This window comes from Sulfuracidifex metallicus DSM 6482 = JCM 9184, assembly GCA_032834875.1.
Classification (GTDB): domain Archaea; phylum Thermoproteota; class Thermoprotei_A; order Sulfolobales; family Sulfolobaceae; genus Sulfuracidifex; species Sulfuracidifex metallicus.
The window spans coordinates 2,080,758-2,099,487 of record CP135238.1 but is presented as its reverse complement, the minus strand read 5'-3'; the positions used below and the strand labels follow the sequence as shown (position 1 = coordinate 2,099,487).

The 18,730-nt window shown below is 38.5% G+C and carries 23 protein-coding genes and 1 tRNA gene; 17 read left to right on the top strand and 7 right to left on the bottom strand.

The genetic code is table 11. The features are described 5' to 3' along the window. Positions 1–41 precede the first annotated feature (41 nt). Positions 42–419 carry a 50S ribosomal protein L7Ae gene (rpl7ae, locus tag RQ359_RS11370; RefSeq protein ID WP_156016431.1) on the top strand — a complete coding sequence of 126 codons (378 nt, stop codon included), beginning with the start codon at positions 42–44 and terminating at the stop codon, positions 417–419. A gap of 206 nt (positions 420–625) precedes the next feature. Here rpl7ae and RQ359_RS11365 read toward each other — a convergent pair. Next, a tRNA-Trp gene (locus RQ359_RS11365) sits at positions 626–755 on the bottom strand. 271 nt (positions 756–1,026) lie between these two features. On the opposite strand from RQ359_RS11365, the gene lysS reads away from it, so the two are divergent. Further along, on the top strand, positions 1,027–2,508 hold the full coding sequence (gene lysS / locus RQ359_RS11360; RefSeq protein WP_156016432.1) for a lysine--tRNA ligase: 1,482 nt from the start codon (positions 1,027–1,029) through the stop codon (positions 2,506–2,508). On the opposite strand, the gene RQ359_RS11355 is transcribed toward lysS, so the two are convergent. Continuing rightward, positions 2,489–3,583: a site-2 protease family protein gene (locus RQ359_RS11355; protein WP_156016433.1), complete on the bottom strand. Its 1,095-nt coding sequence runs from the start codon at positions 3,581–3,583 to the stop codon at positions 2,489–2,491. The genes lysS and RQ359_RS11355 overlap by 20 nt on opposite strands. 106 nt (positions 3,584–3,689) lie before the next feature. On the opposite strand from RQ359_RS11355, the gene RQ359_RS11350 reads away from it, so the two are divergent. Then, positions 3,690–4,238, top strand: a complete 549-nt coding sequence (locus tag RQ359_RS11350; RefSeq protein ID WP_054837673.1) for a DUF1122 family protein — start codon at positions 3,690–3,692, stop codon at positions 4,236–4,238. Further along, complete coding sequence (locus RQ359_RS11345; protein ID WP_054837672.1) at positions 4,201–5,235, top strand: radical SAM protein; 1,035 nt, start codon at positions 4,201–4,203, stop codon at positions 5,233–5,235. Before RQ359_RS11350 ends, RQ359_RS11345 begins: the two co-directional genes overlap by 38 nt. A 61-nt stretch (positions 5,236–5,296) precedes the next feature. On the opposite strand, the gene RQ359_RS11340 is transcribed toward RQ359_RS11345, so the two are convergent. Further along, on the bottom strand, positions 5,297–6,298 hold the full coding sequence (locus tag RQ359_RS11340; RefSeq protein ID WP_054837671.1) for an mRNA surveillance protein pelota: 1,002 nt from the start codon (positions 6,296–6,298) through the stop codon (positions 5,297–5,299). 19 nt (positions 6,299–6,317) lie between these two features. Here RQ359_RS11340 and RQ359_RS11335 point away from each other — a divergent pair, with 19 nt between their 5' ends. Further along, complete coding sequence (locus tag RQ359_RS11335; RefSeq protein ID WP_156017903.1) at positions 6,318–6,776, top strand: GNAT family N-acetyltransferase; 459 nt, start codon at positions 6,318–6,320, stop codon at positions 6,774–6,776. Positions 6,777–6,855: 79 nt separating this feature from the next. Further along, the gene (locus RQ359_RS11330; protein ID WP_156016434.1) at positions 6,856–8,994 is read left to right on the top strand and encodes a DNA polymerase domain-containing protein; all 2,139 of its coding nucleotides are present in this window, start codon (positions 6,856–6,858) and stop codon (positions 8,992–8,994) included. Here RQ359_RS11330 and dnaG read toward each other — a convergent pair. From dnaG to RQ359_RS11310, 4 genes are read right to left on the bottom strand one after another with little or no spacing between them, the layout of a single operon-like run. After that, a complete protein-coding gene (gene dnaG, locus RQ359_RS11325; RefSeq protein ID WP_156016435.1) occupies positions 8,984–10,210 on the bottom strand; it encodes a DNA primase DnaG in 1,227 nt (408 codons plus the stop codon). The genes RQ359_RS11330 and dnaG overlap by 11 nt on opposite strands. A gap of 6 nt (positions 10,211–10,216) precedes the next feature. Next, positions 10,217–11,296 carry a tyrosine--tRNA ligase gene (locus tag RQ359_RS11320; RefSeq protein WP_156016436.1) on the bottom strand — a complete coding sequence of 360 codons (1,080 nt, stop codon included), beginning with the start codon at positions 11,294–11,296 and terminating at the stop codon, positions 10,217–10,219. Positions 11,297–11,348: 52 nt separating this feature from the next. Further along, the gene (locus RQ359_RS11315; RefSeq protein ID WP_240900034.1) at positions 11,349–11,663 is read right to left on the bottom strand and encodes a hypothetical protein; all 315 of its coding nucleotides are present in this window, start codon (positions 11,661–11,663) and stop codon (positions 11,349–11,351) included. A 40-nt stretch (positions 11,664–11,703) separates the two neighbouring features. Beyond that, complete coding sequence (locus tag RQ359_RS11310) at positions 11,704–12,105, bottom strand: secondary thiamine-phosphate synthase enzyme YjbQ (protein WP_156016437.1); 402 nt, start codon at positions 12,103–12,105, stop codon at positions 11,704–11,706. 52 nt (positions 12,106–12,157) lie between these two features. Between RQ359_RS11310 and RQ359_RS11305 the strand changes: the two genes are divergently transcribed. From RQ359_RS11305 to amrB, 11 genes are read left to right on the top strand one after another with little or no spacing between them, the layout of a single operon-like run. After that, positions 12,158–13,438, top strand: a complete 1,281-nt coding sequence (locus tag RQ359_RS11305) for an AIR synthase related protein (protein ID WP_156016438.1) — start codon at positions 12,158–12,160, stop codon at positions 13,436–13,438. Positions 13,439–13,457: 19 nt separating this feature from the next. Then, positions 13,458–13,946 carry a 30S ribosomal protein S13 gene (locus tag RQ359_RS11300; RefSeq protein WP_054837667.1) on the top strand — a complete coding sequence of 163 codons (489 nt, stop codon included), beginning with the start codon at positions 13,458–13,460 and terminating at the stop codon, positions 13,944–13,946. Between the two features lie 5 nt (positions 13,947–13,951). After that, entirely contained in the window at positions 13,952–14,515 is a 564-nt protein-coding gene (locus RQ359_RS11295; protein WP_156016439.1) for a 30S ribosomal protein S4, read from the top strand. After that, the gene (locus RQ359_RS11290; RefSeq protein ID WP_054837665.1) at positions 14,505–14,903 is read left to right on the top strand and encodes a 30S ribosomal protein S11; all 399 of its coding nucleotides are present in this window, start codon (positions 14,505–14,507) and stop codon (positions 14,901–14,903) included. The genes RQ359_RS11295 and RQ359_RS11290 overlap by 11 nt, the downstream gene beginning before the upstream one ends. A gap of 24 nt (positions 14,904–14,927) precedes the next feature. Beyond that, positions 14,928–15,725 carry a DNA-directed RNA polymerase subunit D gene (locus RQ359_RS11285; RefSeq protein ID WP_156016440.1) on the top strand — a complete coding sequence of 266 codons (798 nt, stop codon included), beginning with the start codon at positions 14,928–14,930 and terminating at the stop codon, positions 15,723–15,725. Next, positions 15,722–16,078: a 50S ribosomal protein L18e gene (locus tag RQ359_RS11280; protein WP_054837664.1), complete on the top strand. Its 357-nt coding sequence runs from the start codon at positions 15,722–15,724 to the stop codon at positions 16,076–16,078. Before RQ359_RS11285 ends, RQ359_RS11280 begins: the two co-directional genes overlap by 4 nt. Beyond that, positions 16,078–16,518: a 50S ribosomal protein L13 gene (locus tag RQ359_RS11275; RefSeq protein ID WP_054837663.1), complete on the top strand. Its 441-nt coding sequence runs from the start codon at positions 16,078–16,080 to the stop codon at positions 16,516–16,518. Before RQ359_RS11280 ends, RQ359_RS11275 begins: the two co-directional genes overlap by 1 nt. After that, positions 16,515–16,922 (top strand): 30S ribosomal protein S9, encoded by a 408-nt coding sequence (locus RQ359_RS11270; protein WP_054837662.1) that lies wholly within the window; start codon positions 16,515–16,517, stop codon positions 16,920–16,922. The genes RQ359_RS11275 and RQ359_RS11270 overlap by 4 nt, the downstream gene beginning before the upstream one ends. A 5-nt stretch (positions 16,923–16,927) precedes the next feature. After that, on the top strand, positions 16,928–17,128 hold the full coding sequence (locus RQ359_RS11265) for a DNA-directed RNA polymerase subunit N (protein WP_054837744.1): 201 nt from the start codon (positions 16,928–16,930) through the stop codon (positions 17,126–17,128). A gap of 11 nt (positions 17,129–17,139) precedes the next feature. After that, positions 17,140–17,820, top strand: coding sequence for a 30S ribosomal protein S2 (rpsB, locus tag RQ359_RS11260; RefSeq protein ID WP_054837743.1), 681 nt, complete (start codon positions 17,140–17,142; stop codon positions 17,818–17,820). Beyond that, on the top strand, positions 17,817–18,656 hold the full coding sequence (gene amrB / locus RQ359_RS11255) for an AmmeMemoRadiSam system protein B (RefSeq protein ID WP_457921217.1): 840 nt from the start codon (positions 17,817–17,819) through the stop codon (positions 18,654–18,656). The genes rpsB and amrB overlap by 4 nt, the downstream gene beginning before the upstream one ends. Positions 18,657–18,730: the final 74 nt, after the last annotated feature.

The window sequence follows — 18,730 nt, the reverse complement described above, 5'->3', positions numbered from 1 at the left end:
AGGTATGAAATGCGCGACCTAAAAAGAGGAGGATGAGCGCCATGTCTAAACCTTCATATGTAAAATTTGAAGTCCCCCAAGAATTAGGGGATAAAGCTCTAGAAGCAGTAAGAAAGGCAAAAGAATCAGGAAAAATAAAGAAAGGTACAAACGAGGCTACTAAGGCAATTGAAAGAGGACTTGCAAAGCTGGTGGTAGTTGCTGAGGATGTACAGCCTGAAGAGATAGTAGCACACCTACCTCTTCTATGCGAAGAGAAGAAGATACCATACGTGTACGTAAGTTCAAAGAAATCATTAGGTGAAGCTGCAGGTCTTCAGGTTGGTTCTGCCGCAGTAGCCATAGTAGATCCAGGCGAGGGTAAAGACGTTCTTGACGAAGTAATAAAGAGAGTAAATGAACTAAGAGGAAAGAGCTAAAATAATTGTTATAGTTTTTTGAATCCTTATTAAGATTATTTTGTATTGCTGGATATTACGCCTATATTTTCTCCTACTTTTTTTAAAAAAAGACGCCCAATATAAACCGTCTTAGTTCTTTTGTTTATTTTATGAATAAAATTAACTACCAGCTAGATATAAAGTAAGGAAAATTTGAAATAATATAAAACCATTTAGAAATATAATGGGCCCAGAGGGATTTGAACCCCCGACCACTGGGTCTCTCCATTCCAGATATAATTCATCCCCCAAGAGGGGTCGTTAGACCCAATGCTATCTGGAGCCCAGCACTCAACCTGGCTGAGCTATGGGCCCATTACCGATCATTCGCTAAGACCTATTATCATCCTTCATTTAAAAATTTATTTAGCTACTTTCCTATTATAGTTATTTTATCTCTATACCTATAATTATATTTTTCATATAGTTGAAAGAGACTAGACGCATGGTATCACCATATTATTTAAGAATACAATGAACCTGAGGTATTTCCTGTATTAGTTTTCGTGTAAATTGAGCGATAACTAAGGCTCAGATGAAGACAGCAGACATTCTTTAATTTTAGATATAGGGATATAAGTAAGTCATGAAGTGGGACGAAAGAAGGGTAGAAATAGTTCGTGAGCTTAAAGAAAAGGGAATAAATCCTTATCCTCATAAGTTCACATTTACCAATACAATTCAGGAGCTTAGAGATATAGGAAAAGAGAAAGGTAATCCATCTTCTCATGATCCCTTTATATTTAACATTTCAACGGTAGGGCGCATAGCTAATATAAGAAGACATGGAAAAGCGGCCTTCGTGGACATATTTGATGAAGGAGAGAGATTACAGCTGTATTTAAGGGTGAATGAGCTTGGGGATCGCTACGAATGGTTCATGAAATACATAGGTAGAGGAGACTTAATAGGAGTAAAGGGTGACTTGTTCTATACCATGAAAGGGGAGCTCTCACTTATGGTAAAGGACTTTGAGCTCCTAAGTAAGGCATTGATAGAGCCCCCAGATTGGACCACCCTTACACCCGAGTTTAGGTACGCCCATAGGTATGTTGATTTCCTTTACAATGATAAAGCTAGGAGTGCAATGGAAATTAGATTTTCAATGGAGAAAGAGATCAGGCAGTTCCTTTACTCTAAAGGTTTCATAGAAGTAGAGACGCCCATTGTGCAGCCAGTTTACGGTGGTGCTCTAGCTAAACCTTTCAAGACTCATGTAAACTATTTAGAGGAAGATTGGTTTCTTAGGATAGCATTAGAGCTTTACTTGAAGAGGTTTATAGTGGGCGGTTTCGATAAAGTATTTGAAATAGGTAAGGTATTCAGGAACGAGGATATAGACGTTACCCATAATCCTGAATTTAGTCTTTTAGAACTCTACTGGGCCTATGCTGACTATAACGACATAATGAACCTAACTGAGGAATTAATAAGAGAAGTATTCAAGAAGATCCTATCTACTAATGTAATAAAATATAATGGAAACGAAATTAAACTTGATTCACCTTTTAAGAGAATTTCGATGCATGACTCACTTTCCGAAGCTTTAGGGGAGAATATAGATTCACTATCTAACGATGAACTAAAAAACTTGTTAAAGAAGAACCAGCTAAAGCCAAGGGGTTGTCATTATGTAAGAGGATTAATGATAGAGAAGCTGTTCGATAAACTGGTTTCACCTAACTTAATCCAACCTACGTTTATTACAGATCACCCTCTAGAAACTACTCCCTTATGCAAGCCCCATAGGGAAAAGCCCGGTCTAGTAGAAAGGTTCGAATTGTATATAGCAGGAATGGAAATAGCAAACGCTTACACGGAGCTTAATGATCCGATATTACAAGACCAATTGTTTAAAGAAGAGCAAGAAATGTTTAAGAGAGGAGACCAAGAAGCCCATCCTTACGATAAGGACTTCATAAGGGCTTTAAGTTATGGAATGCCCCCAACTGGCGGTTTAGGGATAGGAATAGATAGGCTTGCTATGCTTGCTACAGACAATATAAGCATAAAGGAAGTAATACCATTTCCAATGATTAGCTCCAAGCTCATCCAAGAAGATGATTAGATAGCAGGATGGAGTATACGAAAGTTAATATCAACAATGCTTGGAAGTAGAGAGAGATTTTTTCTCCATTGGTTCCCATTATTCTCTTAAGTAGTTCCGTAAATATTTTACCTCCGTCTGTTATTATTAAAGGAGCTCCATTAAACAAGGCGAGACTAAAGTTGATCGTAAACATCCAGAAGACGAACGTATAAATGTCAAGCCAAATTGATGGAATATAGTAAGTTACATAAACTCCTAGAAAATGGGAAGGAGCAGATATTGTTACCTCTCTTTCTGTTCCGTTAGGCAGAAGTATGGTGTAAGTATTTGTCCGATATTTCTGTAGAAAATTTCCTAACTGATAAGGATTATTTACTGAAGTCCCATCAACTGCCTTTATTATATCTCCTGAAGTGAGGGAGGAGTTATAGGCAGCAGAGTCTTTTACAACACTCTCTATTAATATACCTTGAGATACCAAGTTAGGGAAAAAGTAGGTGATGGGGAAGAATATAGCTGCCAATATAAGGTTTAGAGCTATGCCTGCAGCTATTACTTTAACCTTTTTGGATAAAGCGCTTGAATTGAAGCTTTCCTCGTCAGGCTCAACGAAAGCTCCAGGGAATATGCCCAACAGTAGAATGCCGCCATTTCTTACCTTTATCCCGTTTGAAGTTGCGGAAAGTGCATGCATTATTTCATGCAATGCTACAGATATTCCAAGGGCCAAAAGGAGGAAAGGAGTCTGAGATAACGATATTGTTATCCCTGGTATTATGGGAGTAAGCGAAAGTGCTGGTTTCTCGGATGGTGGATGTGGTATTATGAATTCTGAGATTATGTAGAAAATCAGCACTATTCCTCCTATCATGGATATTATAGAAAGAACAACCGCTGCTCTCTCATAATATCTGTAAGCTTTGCTCATCGATATTGAAGGAAACCATACGTCTCTAACCTTAGATTTATACATAACAAAGAAAGGAATAGGCACGCTCACGCCGAACCTTTCGAGTCTTCTTCTTGATACATAAAGTAATATCCATGCTACTATGAAGATGGCTATGAACGCTATAATTTCTACGCTTATCATATCAAACTACTTCGTTCTCGACGACTATAAATCTCTTCCAAAAGTCTTGGTTATAGAAACCCCGTAATTAAAGTCTTAAAAGTGGTTAGAGTTAACTTTTATTCTGATGATTAGTGGAAATATAGGCAAGTTTAAGATTTCTAGCTCGGAACCTAAAAGAACCCATATAAGGGAGCTTTTCTACTTCGTACTCTTCGCTAATGGAAGGGAGGTCGCCAAGGTGTCCTACTTTACGGGCAGGGAATATTACCCACCTTGGATTGAGCTAGATTATGATCCTTGGTTAAGGAGAGAAGGAGTTGAGCCCGAACTTTTCAAACTATTATTTGAAATACTCGACTGCAACGGGAAACTGTTTGTCACTTATGATAAAGACAAGGATACAGAGAGGTTGATTTTAAGAGGCTATTCTCCTGTGGAGACACCCTTAGGTATTTCTATGCTTAACGCAGGCTTCACATGGTTTAAGGTATGGTATATACCGGAGGGAGGAAATGAAGGTTCTGCTAAGATACAAGGCAACAAGTCATGCAGGTACCAGGACTCTGTTAGCCAGCTTAAAGAACTCTTAGATGACGTTAAAACTCCAGAAGTAAGAGAAATAATACTGAAAAAACTTGACGATTTCAGGAAACCCCGAGATAACGTTGTATAACAATCCCTTACCGAAGGGCTGCGAACTTTGCAGGTTAGGCTCTAAGTTGGTAGTATTTATATCAGGAGAGTGTGGAGACTCTTGTTATTATTGCCCAGTGAGCTCAGAGAGATTTAATAAGAATAAGATGTTTGCGAATGAAGCTGAAGTGAGTAATCTTATGGATTACATATATGAAGCTTATCGAATGGGAGCTCTAGGGGCTGGAATAACAGGAGGCGATCCAATATTAGCCATTGACAAGGTAACATCACTTATTCGAATCTTTAAGAATGAGTTTGGAGAAAAATTTCATGTCCATTTATACACCTCTGGGCGTTACGCTACTAATGATGCATTAAGAGAGCTAAGCGAAGTTGGGCTAGATGAAATTAGGTTCCACCCTTTAAAGGTGGAATATAGAGAAGCCTTGAAGAAAGCCATGAAATACGACATGGACGTAGGCATTGAAATCCCTTCGATACCAGGAGAGGAGGAAAAGATATTGGAGCTAATAAAATGGGCTGAAAAGGAAGGCGTGAAATTTGTAAATTTAAATGAGCTAGAACTTAATGAAAGGAATTTCTTTCAATTAAATTCAAGGGGAATGAACGTTTCCCATGGGATAACCGGTGTTAAGGGGAGCTTTGAGACTGCGAAGAAGGTTATTGAGGAATTTAAAGAGTCACGAATCACAGTGCATTACTGCAGTTCCGTGTATAAAGACGTAGTTGAAACTAGGACAAGGTTCTTACGTACAATACGAGTATCAGCTAAACCTTACGAGGATTTCACCGGAGAGGGTACTTTGATAAGAGCTATAGTTAGGACAAATCAAAATCTAGACATACTTTACGGCGAGAAAATAGGCGATAACGTATATTCTGTCTTTCCAGGTATTACAGATGAGCTGGTGAAAAAGCTTGATATAGACGAACTGAAGATAGTCGAAGAACACCCAGACAGTAGAAGGTTGAAGGTTTCAGAGAAGGTGTTAAAGTCCAATTTCGAGCCATAGTAATTTACGTTATACTTACAGACCCACTTTATTGTATTTGTATGAAATATAGTTTGCAGACTTAGATTGGAAATCTAAGTAAGGCCACAATACCGCCCATGTTCTTTACTTGATAGTAAGAAGGGGAATCCCTAGGCACCAAAATCACTTTCCCTCCCTTTTCCGATACCTCATTTAATATAGTTGGATAGTCGTTTTCTTGCCCTATTATAAGTTCTGCAAGTACTAATACTGTATCGATGGCTCCAATTTCGGCGGCTTTCCTCACCTCTTCCTTACCGTAAGCTATATTTCTAGACCCTTTAGCTAGCATTTCCATAAACTTATCCATAGCCTTTGTTCCTTCAGATATCTCGTAATCCCTTATTAGTTGGTCTATCAAATCTCTCTTCATTACCTCATTTAATCCAGTTCTGCCAGGGGAATTCACATCGTCAGTATATACCTTATACTTCTTTGAAAGTAGCTTAGCCACATCCTGTTTAAAGAAGCCCGGTCCTGCGATTAAGATCGCATCAGGCGAATAAGTTTTAGCATAAGATTCTATCTCATCTGCAATAATCTTAGCGTTCTCCAGAAGGCTCTCTTCAGGTTCGTTAAAGCTCTTCTCACACAGGATCTTAATACCTTGTTCCATAGGTATAGCCACCAAACATTCATCAATATCTATTATTGATATCAGAATTCTAGATTTTTTCTGAGCATGCTTATATATTTTATCTAAGTCATATTTTTCCCATTTTCTTATAATTGTTATATCATCGCCTATATCTAAATTTATTGTATGATGCGAACCTTTCACGCTATACCTTTCAGGAGCGTCCAGTACTATTCCGTGAATTCTAAGTCTAGTGGTGAATTCCTGGAACTCCTTTCTTTCAACTTTCAGCCTAATTATCATAGGAACCCTTCTACTGTTATCACCTATGCTCACGTCCCTGAGAGTTTTCGCAACCACTTCATCGTCTTTCTTGAGCATGGTATAGAGAAGCCAAAGATCATCCTCATTTTCTACATGTATCGTTAAAGAGTCTTGTTTCTCATTAAATTCTAATATCCTCACAATAAGAATGATTGGAAAATTGGTAGTTATATCTGACGCAACGGAAGGGGATCTACAACAAATTTATGAAATAGAGGTAGAATCATTCGATCAACCTTATTCGCTTAGATTACTAAAGGCTTATCTTATACTTTCCGGGAATTTATACATAGTAGCGAAGGAAGGCGACGTCGTACAAGGATATGCAATAGGTATTACTCAAAACAAGATTAGAGGACATGTAATTTCAATTGCCACTCGAGCTAAAGCCAGAGGCAAGGGGATAGGCTCAACGATCTTGAGAGAATTAGAAAGGAGGTTCCTAGCCTGCGGAGCTACTTACTCTTACTTGGAAGTTGAAACCAAAAACGCTAACGCTCTCCTTTTTTATTCACATTTGGGCTATTTAATATCGTATACCAGGAAAAACTATTACGGGAGAAATAGGCACGCCTTTATAATGTTAAAGTCTCTCACAGTTGCGTGTTATACTGATTAGTCTACATTAAAATATAAAATAAGAACATCTGCTCTGAATTATAATAGGTTTTATTTTCTTGAGATAGCTAAGCCTTCCTATGATTAAAGAGTTTTTTGTAATAGATTTCTCTTACGAGAATGATCCATCTCCCAAGGCTTACATGTGGACGATATCAAAGGAAGGTAAAAGAAGTCTTCTGATAAAGGATGATTTTTACCCATACTTTTATGTGTTACCTAGATCTGATTCTAATTTAAAAGAAAAAATATTGGAATTATCTGGTAAAAATTACGAGATAAAAGATGTTTCTAATGATAAAAAGATCTATTTAGGAAAGGAATTGGACGTTCTTAAGGTAGCTTGTTCTCTTCCTACTTCAATAAGGTACTTTAGGGACGTAATATCTAAGATGGGGGACGTAAAGGGAATATTTGAAGCTGATATTCGTTTTTCCATGAGGTTTTCAATCGATTCCAGAGTTCCACCTTTTACATGGATAGAAGCTGACGTAGAACGGATTCCCAATGATGGGTTTATTGTGGACGAAGTTTATAGAGTCAAATCTCTGAGACCTATAGATAAAGAGGAGGTCCCATCGCTACGGCTTCTTTCCTTTGATATTAATGTTAATAATAAGTACGGTTCTATTAATCCCAGGAGGGACCCGTTATTATCCATTTGTATTATTTCAAATGATTCTTATAAGATTCTCGAAAGCGACGGCATAGACGATTCGAAGATAATAAAGGACTTCGTTTCCGTCGTTCGAGAAGAAGACCCAGATATAATTGGAACTCTAGGATCGTATCAATGGAATTATATAATACAGCGTGCTTCGTTTAGGAACATAAAGCTTGATGTATCTAGGAAAGAAGGAGCAGATATATCAACTGGTACTTATGGGCATTACTCCTCACCTGGTAGACTTAATGTTAATATAGGTAAATTTGTTCGTAATATCCTAGGCATAGATTATGAACAACATAGTGATAATATTGATATTTACTCTTATTTTGATGTAAAGAGAAATCAGTCTGCAGAGTGCCCCTTACAGTGGAATCTATTGAACAAGATTATGGAGCTGGGTATACTTATGTCTAGAAAGTTCGGTATGCCTATGGATCAATTGTTTTCCGCAAGCATGTATTCAGCTTTAGAATGGATTTTAGTAAGGAAGAGCGTAGAGAGAAATATCTTAGTGCCGAATAAGAAGGACGCAGATGTGAGGATAGACCCTAAGACCAATTTAACAGACCCTATAATTGGTCTTCATGACGACGTTTTGGGTCTCTTCTTTAACTCTTTGCCACCATCTATCTTAGAATCTTATAACATAAGTCCTGAAACCATTGATGGCAGTTTTGACGGTAAAGGATTTCTCCCGTCTGTAATACCATCCATTTATAGTGAGGTTGAGAGGGAGCTAAAAGAAAGATTTGGAGACAGAATATCAAAGGATTTAACAGCTACCTTAGCTAATACTATAACAGGGTATTTCTCTTGGTCTGGTTCAAGGTGGCTTTGTCCACAATGCGGGAAAAATTTGGACAAATTGATTATGTATACGATGAAGAACTACATAGAGGACTTAAAAAGAAAGGGTGCATCAGTTCTCTTTGCTAGAGGTAATACGATACTTGTGAAGGGTATAGACGAATTTCCATATGCTATAAATGTAAAATACAATAGGGTCGTTATTGGTGATGATTTCTTCATAGGGATAGATAAGCGTGGAGTTGCTGATCCTATCTCTTTAGCCTTTCCTTATGGAGATTGGTCTGAAGTGGCAAAAAGAATCTACGTGAGAGTTACGGGAAAGTTACTGAGGGAAAGCGTAGACTCGGCTCTGAAGGACGTTAGGCAGGAAGTGATGAGAATTAGAAGGGGAGACTTTGACATAAAGGAAATGATAATATGGAGGGAACTTGATAAAGAATTTTCCATGTACAAGCAGCCCTATCCACTTTTCGTTGTAGCAGCTATGAAGGCGTATAAGCAAGGATTCGTTGTAAACAAGGGAGATAAGGTAGGGTACGTAATATGCGAAGGAGGAGTAAGGTTGTCTGATAAGGTGGAACCATTTTTTTCAATTAAAGACAAGAAAAGGATAGATAAGGAGTTTTATGTAGATAAGCAGATAATACCAATAGTTATGCACGTTCTAAAGCCTTTAGGAATAAAAGAAAAAGATCTTAAAGAAGGAGGATTCGATATATCTAATTACTTTAGGAGGTGATTATATCGGAGAATGTGAGTAAAGTTACGTTCTTTGGTCTTTTGTTCACACCACCTATTCTAGCCCCAGCTAGAAGCTTCACATTTTTGTCGCTAGCCAAATCAAGAAGTCTTTGGGTTATTACTCCATCAAAAATTATGTATGATACTTTACCGTCTTCGGAGCTCTCTAATTTTGGAATAATATCTCTAACTTGGACTTTCTCTATTGGTTCCCAAGCTTCATTGTACATTACGCCCTCCAGCGTCCCTGGAAGTTTCTTGATTTCCTCAAGTATTTGAGGCGGTATAGATAGTGAAATCTGTTCTGGCTTCTTTTCTACTGTTTGTTGCACTACAGTCTGAACTGCAACCTGAGCTGGCTCGCTTATTTGTAACACAGGAGTAGCACTACTGCTTTCCTGTCTCTTTAGGTATTGTTGCAATGGAACCATATTCGACAATGCCTTGGCTATCTCTTTTCCGGTGAGTTCCTCTACTTCTCTTCCTACAGGAGCTCTGGCTACATAATCAACCTTTACATTGTGACTAATTAGCTCCTTTAGAATCAAGTCTCCTCCATGGTCTCCGTCTAAAAAAGCTATTACCACTCTCTTATTCTTACTTAATGTTACTAAAGAGTCTGGTATTTGAGAGTTAGCTCCACCTACAGCAACTGTGTTTCTATATCCATACCTTAACAAGTTTATTATGTCAGCCCTTCCCTCAACTATTATTAGGTTGGGATCTTTATCGGCGTCAGGTCCAGCTGGTAACCTATCTGGGCCAAATTCGGTAATTTCCCCTACCTTTACAGCGGAGCTTATCTCGTTTAGTACTTCCTTTATATCTAAGTTCTTCTCTCTGTTCCATACTGTTAGTATATCTTTAGCACGATCAATTATCTTCTTCAGCTTCTCGGCTCTAATGTCTTCTACTTCTACTAATTCAAACTTGGAATTGTAAGGACCAACTTTCTCTACGCTTTCTACCATTGAGGCTATTAGTGCGGTTTCTATTCTATCTAGATTAGAAGGTATTATTACTTCTCCATCCGCTTTATTACCTTTTGGATATATCTCGACCGTTATTCTACCAAGTCTTCCTTTATCTTGAAGTTCTCTAAGGTCAAATTCATCCCCAAATAAGTTTTCAGTCTGGCCAAATATTGCACCTATTACGTCAGTTTTTTCGACTATTCCATCAACTTGAAACTTAAGCTTTATATTATATTTCAATTTTTATCACCTGGTTATATTTTTGGTAATTCTGTTTACTATATCTTGTAGATCGGTTCTACTATTGAGCCTTTGTCTCATAGGCTCTATTATTTCATTTAATTTTCTTGCTGTAGCCTTCTTTAAATCCATTGGATGCAGTTTGCCTTCTACAAATAACATTTGTAATTCTTCATATTTAGTTAACTCTATGTCACCTCCGTATTTTTGTTCTCTCTCTATTTTTAATGAATTAAATCTAGGGAAAATTATAAATTTGTTAATTTGAAGAATAGGATTGTTTTCTACAACCCCTCTGGGACAGTAGGCAGCCATAATTTTAGATTCAACTGCATCAGGGCTATCATTAATGAAAATAGCGTTCTCAGGTTTAGATTTGCTCATCTTTATGGAAGACATGTAATCTTCTTCGTCACCACTTACGGTCATCCTTTCACCGCCTTGAAGGCCTACTAATAGAGGAGTATGTAAGGATATCACTTTCTTAGTTCCCATTTTCTCTGATAAGTCTCTAGCTAACATGTGAGCCTTCCTTTGGTCTGTACCTCCTAACGCAATGTCCAAATCCATGTAATAGATATCTGCAACTTGCATGGCAGGATAAATTAGCTTGGAAGTATCTATTTCAGCCTCCTCAGACTTTCTCCCCATTATGGTCATTGCTCTCTTCATCCTGGCTAGGCTAGTATTTTTGGAAATCTTTATAACTAGTTTCCAATAATCCTTATCGTTCACTAAGGTTTCTGCATCCACAACATCAACCTTAGACATATCAACGCCAAAGGTCTCAAGTACGTCGACGGCGTACTTTCCAGCGTCCTTTATTAGCTGAAGGTCTCCACCAAGCTTATCGTTTATCCATGCATGCCAAGTAGCCTCCAGCAAGTTCATTTTTATTCCAGCATCTATTAGATCTTTCATTTTCTGAGCCCATATTAGCCATCCGATATGGAACAATCCGCTTGGTTCAAATCCTATATATCCCTTTAGTTGATTTCCTGTTTCTAGTTTAGCTTTTAATTCGTCTAAAGTGACGACCTCCTCTAGGTTTCTTGTAATCAAGGATAATCTTTCATTAGGGTTCATTATGATTTTCCCCAAGACTAAAAGAAAGAAGCAGATTAAAAATAGTTCTAATTTATGACTCTTCCATCAGATGCCTGAGAAAGAGTATGATAGGATGCTCTTCTCCAAGTCTACTTTGCAGGTCTTCATAAATTAGGTCTAGGTCTATTTCATTCATCATAGCAGCTAAAACCAATTCCTCCGTAAAAACGTATGAATTAGCCACAACCTTTTCGTTTTCGTCCTCGGCATCTAGCTCCTCGTTTACGTGTCTGTAATCTCCATTCATCAGAGACATCAAATATTCATTTACAATAGTTTTTACGCATTGCCTATCTTGGCACTCAGATAGTTTTTTAAAAGGAGTAGGTCTTAGATTAGGTGGCAATATTACTCTACATAATCTTGTTTCACTGGTAAAAAAGCGATCATTCACCAAAAACTTTAATAGCTAATGTTCTTGTCCTAGGTCCATCAAACTCTAGAAATATTATTCTTTGCCAAGTACCTAAATCTAATTTACCTTCTGAGATGGGAACTACTCTGGAATTACCTATAATTGAAGAAATGACGTGAGCATGACCATTGTTATCCATTACGTTATGTTTGAAATCTCCCTCAGGAGGAACTAGTTTATTAGCCCAATCTAAGTAATCGCTCATTAAGCCCTTCTCAGCTTCGTTTACAATCACCGCACATGTAGTATGCTTTGAAAAAATGTAAGCAACTCCTTCCTTTACATCTATCTTATTTTGTACCTCATCTGTTATATCTATGCTTTGGAATTTAGTGGACGTCTTAACTGTTAGCAAGAAAGTTTTTACCTTCAACCTTTATCCCGCTAAGTTTTATTCTCTATAATATAAGTCAAGATGATATAACATGGATCTAGAAGGCATCGCGAGGAAACTCATTAGTAGTCATGAAGATGCCAGGAAGAAGTTGATTGAAGAATTAAGATTTTACAAGGATGAGAAATACCCGGTGGATAAGGTTGCCTCTGCGATCGTTCAGGAAGTCTCTCAATCTCTTAAAGCTGGTAGATTTACATATGTTAAAACCGGGATAAAAGCAGGAGATTCAGGACTAGGTTCAAGAGGTATAGGAGACCATATAATTCATCAAGCTCTCTTTGAAATTAGCGGAAGACCTCTAAGTTCCTTCGATGATGCGGGTATAGAAGACGATGTGATAGTTTCCGTTGACGGAATACATTCTAGGTTAGGCTATTTTCCCTTTTTGGCTGGATTTCACGCTACAAGGGCTACATTAAGGGACATAATGGTTAAGGGAGGTAAGCCTCTAGGTGTAATAGTTGACATACATTTATCTGATGATAGCGATATAGGTATGCTAACAGACTTCGAGGCTGGAGTTTCAACAGTAACAGATTTTATGGGTATAAAGATACTATCTGGTAGTACGTTAAGAATAGGAGGGGATATGGTAATAGGCGAACGTATAAGTGGTGGAATAGCTTCAGTTGGTAAGATAGGTAAGAAGAGGTTTCTAAGAACAAATGTATCAGAAGGCCAATACGTTGTGATGACGGAAGGTAACGGTGGAGGAACCATTGCGACAACTGCAATTTTCCATGGAATGCCAGAAATAGTCGATTCTACCTTAAATCTAAAGGATCTCTTGGCATGCAAGGTTTTAGATAGAGTTGCAGACAAAGTCGATTCAGTCACTGACGTTACAAATGGAGGAATTAGGTCAATTTCGTCAGAAATAAACGCAGGTAGAAATGACGGCAAAGTGACGTTGAAGGTAAACATTGCTAAGTTTAAGGCTTTGATTAACTCAAAGGTGAAAAACATGCTTTATCAGCTTAACATTGACCCTTTAGGTCTTTCAATAGACTCCATCCTCTTTTTTACTAGGTTTCCTGATCAGATAATTGGCTCACTACGAGAAGAGAGAATAACTGCAGATGTAATAGGCACAGTCGATAAATATAATGGGCATGATATCATATCTGAAGATGGAGTACCTCTAGAAGAGAACTTTAGAGAAAGCCCTTACACACCTTTAAAGAAAGTTATAGGCAATTGGTCTCCTTATAGTTTAGTTGAAATACACAATAAGGTAAATGAGGCAGTCAAAGAGTCAATGAGGAAGAAGGAAGAGATATTGAAAAACTTAAAAACAGGAAATGCATAGACGATCTAGTTGATACTTAATGAGCCAACAGTTTAAGTACGTAATAAGAATGTTTGGGCAAGACATAGATGGGACTATGAAGCTCCCCTATGCCCTGGCAACGGTAAAAGGCATAGGTTACAACACGGCCAGAGCTATAATACGTAACTTGAATCTAGATTCTAACTTGAGATTGGGTGAACTTTCTGACAGCGATATAAAGAGGATTGAACAACAGTTAGAGAATAAGGTAATAAGTAACGTTCCGTCGTGGATGTACAACAGAAGGAAGGATTACGAAAGCGGAACTGACATGCACTTAGTAACTTCAGATCTTATATTCTATGCAAGGAACGATATCGAAAGAGAGAAGAAGAGCAAGAGCTGGAGAGGAGTAAGGCACTCAATAGGACTAAAAGTAAGGGGACAGAGAACCAGGACAACTGGAAGAGTTGGATATACGATAGGCGTATCAAGGAAAAAGGTCACACAGCCAACTTCAAGTAGCTCCTCTCAGAAAAGTGGGTGATATAAATGGGCGATCCTAAGAAGAGCACTAGAAAATGGGAAGGTCCAGGTCACCCCTGGATAAGGCAAACCCTTTCGGAGGAGCAGTCCCTGATGGGTAAGTATGGTTTAAGGAATAAGAAGGAGTTATGGTTAGCCAGAACTTTCACAAGGAATTTAAGACATCAAGCTAGGTCTCTGTTAGCGCTTCCTCCAGCTGAGAGAACAGTAAGGGAAAAGCAGTTAATAACTAGAGTTTATAAATTAGGTCTGATACAAAATGAGAACGGTACTGTAGACGATATATTAAGTCTCAATGAAAAGAACGTACTAGAAAGGAGGCTTCAAACTATAGTGTTCAATAAGGGCATGGCCCGTTCAGTGTATCAGGCTAGGCAACTAATAGTGCACGGTCACATATCTATCGGAGGTAAAAGGATAACTTCTCCTGGTTTTTTAGTTTCTATTGATGAAGAGACTGCAATAGAGTTCTATCCAACATCACCTTTTAAAGACAGACCTCCTACAGTAGTTCAGAATCAGTCTGAAAAACAAGAACAAGTAGAAGCTGGTGGTGAGAATGTCCAGTAGACGTGAAATTAGATGGGGTACAGCCCATATATATGCATCTCAAAATAATACTATACTTACTATATCTGATATAACTGGCGCAGAGATAGTAGCTAGAGCTTCAGGAGGAAACGTAGTTAAAGCGGATAGAGAAAAGCCTTCACCGTATGCAGCAATGTTAGCAGCAAATAGAGCTGCAGCCGACGCATTAGATAAGGGGATAATGGCAATTCATATAAAGGTTAGAGCACCTGGTGGATATGGCAGTAAGACTCCTGGTCCAGGGGCCCAACCTTCAATAAGGGCACTTTCAAGATCTGGTTTCATTATAGGAAGAATAGAAGATATTACTCCAGTACCTCACGATAGCATAAGGAGACCAGGAGGAAGAAGAGGAAGAAGGGTATAATCCGAAAGAAGGGGATGTTTTTTAATGTCAATCAGTAAACTTGCTAGTTCTCCCAATAGGTTAGAACTTGTAATAGAGGGATATCCTCTAGAATTCGTTAACTCTATTAGGAGAGCTTTGATGACCGAAGTTCCGGTCATGGCCGTGGATGAGGTGTACTTTCTAGACAACAGTAGTCCTCTGTATGATGAAATGATAGCTCATAGATTGGCTATGATACCATTACGTTCAGACGAAGCTTTAGACATATATAAGAGACCTGAAGAGTGTGTAGACTGCTCTAGTGGCTGCGAAAATTGCTATACCAAGCTTTATTTAGAATCCGAAGCTGACGACTCACCTAAGATGGTTTATACAAGCGAACTCAAATCGGACGATCCTAACGTTACACCAGTTAGCGGAGACATTCCAATAGTAATGTTAGGCGCTAAACAGAAGATATCCTTGGAAGCCAAGGTTAGGCTAGGTTATGGGAAAGAACATGCCAAATTTAATCCAGTGTCAGAAGCTGTTAGTAGATACTTTCCGATAGTGAAAGTCAAGGAAAATTGTGATGAAGCTTACAAAGTTTGTCCCGAGGGAGTTTTCTCTATAGAGGGAGGAAAGCTTAGAGTGAGAAACGAAATGGCCTGCACTCTATGTGAGGAATGTATAAAAGTATGTGGAAACAAGATATCTATATCCTACGATCAGAATAAATTTATACTTCAGGTTGAAAGCGTAGGCTCTATTAAGGCAGAGAGAATTTTATTAGAGGCAGGGAATAGCATTTTAAGGAAGTTGGAAGATTTTGAAAAGAAGATAGATCAGGTGGTTTCATGAGAAGGACTGGAAGTACAGACGAAAATGTAAGGAGGCTCTTAGTTTCCATGAGGGAGCATGAGAAGCCTTTCTGGAACTATGTAGCAGAGGAGTTGGATACTCCAACTAGGAAGAGAGCTGAAGTGAACTTATTCAAAATTAATAAATTAACTAAGGCAAATAATATAGTTGTAGTGCCGGGAAAAGTTCTTGGCACTGGAAGTTTAGATCATCCAGTGATCGTAGCAGCATTATCATTTTCTAAATCCGCAGAGCAGAAGATAGTCCAGGCTGGAGGTAAGATATTATCATTGAAAAAGGCAATGGAGGAAATAAAAGATTTTAAAAATACTAGTGTGAGGTTGATTAAGTGATGTCTCAGACTAACACTGTTGTAATTGATGGAGAAGGGCAAATTTTGGGTAGACTAGCCTCGAACGTAGTAAGATACCTAAAGGAAGGAAAGAAGGTAGAAATCGTAAACGTGGAAAAAGTTATATTGAGTGGACCTATGAATAGGGTTTTGGCTTCTTATACCCTAATGTTTGACGTTAAGACTTTGTTTAATCCTTATACGAATAGTGTGATAAGGCCTAGATCCCCCGAGAGAATATTCAAGAGGACTGTCAGGGGAATGTTACCTAAAGGCCTCAGAGGTATAAGGATGCTCAAGATGGTAAAGGCGTACATAGGCGTTCCAGAGCATCTAAAGGACAAGGAGAAGGTTAAGCCTTTGACATCGGATGGAGCTAGACTTAAAGGTAAGTTCGTAACCCTTTACGAAGTATCTAAAAGTTTAGGGTGGAATGAATGAGTGAGTCCACTATAATTTCCTATGGGAGGAGAAAGACTGCCACTGCTAGATGTTATATAAAGCAAGGTAAGGGAAGAATATTCCTAAATGATATACCTTTGGACATTTATCCCAATGAAGTGGTAAGGTTAAAGGTAGCTGAGCCTTTGTTGCTAGCAGGAGATAAGATAAGATCTACTTTAGACTGTTGGATATATACTTCTGGAGGTGGGATGATGGGTCAGGCAGAAGCTGCAAGAATGTCCTTAGCTAGAGCTTTAATTGAATATACGAACAGCGAAGATCTTAAGAGGATATATAAAGCTTACGACAGGACAATGCTTTCTGGAGATCCAAGGTCAACGGAATCCGAGAAGTGGATGAGATACAGCGCAAGAAGATGGAGGCAGAAAGCCTATAGGTGATCTACTTGATAATCCCAGTTAGATGCTTTACGTGCGGATCCCTAATTGCTGATAAATGGTCAGCATATGCTAGTAGGGTTCATGCTGGAGAAGAGCCTGGAAAAGTTTTGGACGACCTAGGTGTAAGGAGATATTGTTGCAGGAGAATGTTCCTATCACATGTAGACATAATTCAGGAAGTAATTAATTATACCAGACCTGTATAATGGTGATCAATATGAGCATGAGAGATGAAAAAGGTTCTCAGCTAAGTGATGCTGAGAAGGAGGAGTTAAAGTTAGGGGAGAAGGGAGCCGTAATAGAGCTTCTTGTTCCACTCGAGAATTATCTATCTGCTGGAGTGCACATAGGTACTCATACTTCTACCAAATATATGGAGAGGTTTGTATATAGAGTTAGACCAGAAGGACTTTACGTGCTGGACGTCAGAAGAATAGACGAGCGTCTAAGAATAGCAGGGAAATTTCTAGCTAGGTTCGATCCCTCCTCTATAGTTGTTACTGCAACCAGACCTTATGCTTTTAGACCTTCCCAGAAATTTGCGGAAGTTATTGGTGCTAAGTCAATCACTGGAAGAATGATACCAGGAACTTTCACTAATCCTTACTTAGATTCATATATAGAACCCCAAGTAGTTGTAATATCAGATCCTAGAACGGATACGCAGGCAATAAAGGAGGCAGCAGACATGGGAATACCCATAGTCGCGTTCGCAGATACCGATGCAAAGATAGATTTCGTAGATCTAGTAATACCAGCAAACAATAAAGGAAGGAAATCCTTAGCTTTGCTTTATTGGATATTAGCAAGGCAGATCTTAAGAGAGAGAAGAGAGCTAGCTGTTGATGCTGATCTTCCGGTATCAGTTGACGAATTTGAGGTGAAGTTAGCTCAATGAGAAGGCTCCCAGCAGTATCTGGGAGTTTCTACGAGTCCGATTCATCGCAGTTAAAGGAAAGAATTTTATGGTCTTTTCTTCACCCGGTTGGTCCTGGTTCCTTACCCAAGGTAGGTTCGCAACAGCGTAAAACTCAGTTTTTTATAGTTCCTCACGCAGGTTACATTTACAGCGGTCCAGTAGCAGCTCATTCTTATTTTCAGCTGGCATCTGAAGGGAAGCCAGACTTAATAATAATTCTAGGTCCAGATCATAATGGCCTTGGTTCCGTAGCTTCAGTCTGGCCGCAAGGAGAATGGTTAACTCCTTTAGGGGAAGTTCAAGTTGATAGTAAAGCAGTGGAGTTCTTATTGGACAATTCTGATGTTCTAGCTCCAGATGAAAGGGCGCATATATATGAACATTCAATAGAGGTACAACTTCCATTTATACAATATTTCTTTGGTTCCTTCAAGTTCGTCCCAATTTCTGTCACCTTACAACTCCCTGAAACGTCGGAGAAGATAGCTGAAGTGATAGATTTATACATCAAAGAAAGCGGAAAGGATATAGTTATAATATCTAGCAGTGATCTTAACCATTACGACCCATACGATATAACCAATAAAAAAGATGAGATGGTAATTGAGAAAATTCTCTCCATGGATTACAAAGGTTTATATGATGTAATTATAAACAAAGACGTTACCGTTTGCGGGTATTCTCCGATTATGGTTTCTATGATTCTAGCCTCAAAGAGAGGCAAGAAGGCTAATGTTCTAAAGCATGCTAATTCTGGGGACACCTCTGGAGACAAATCTGCAGTAGTAGGTTACTTGGCAGCAAACTTCAATTGAGTTCATGGTTTCTCTTGATTTCGTTTTTAATGCATACTAAAAAGGTAATAAAAAGTGGAAAACCCATGCGACAT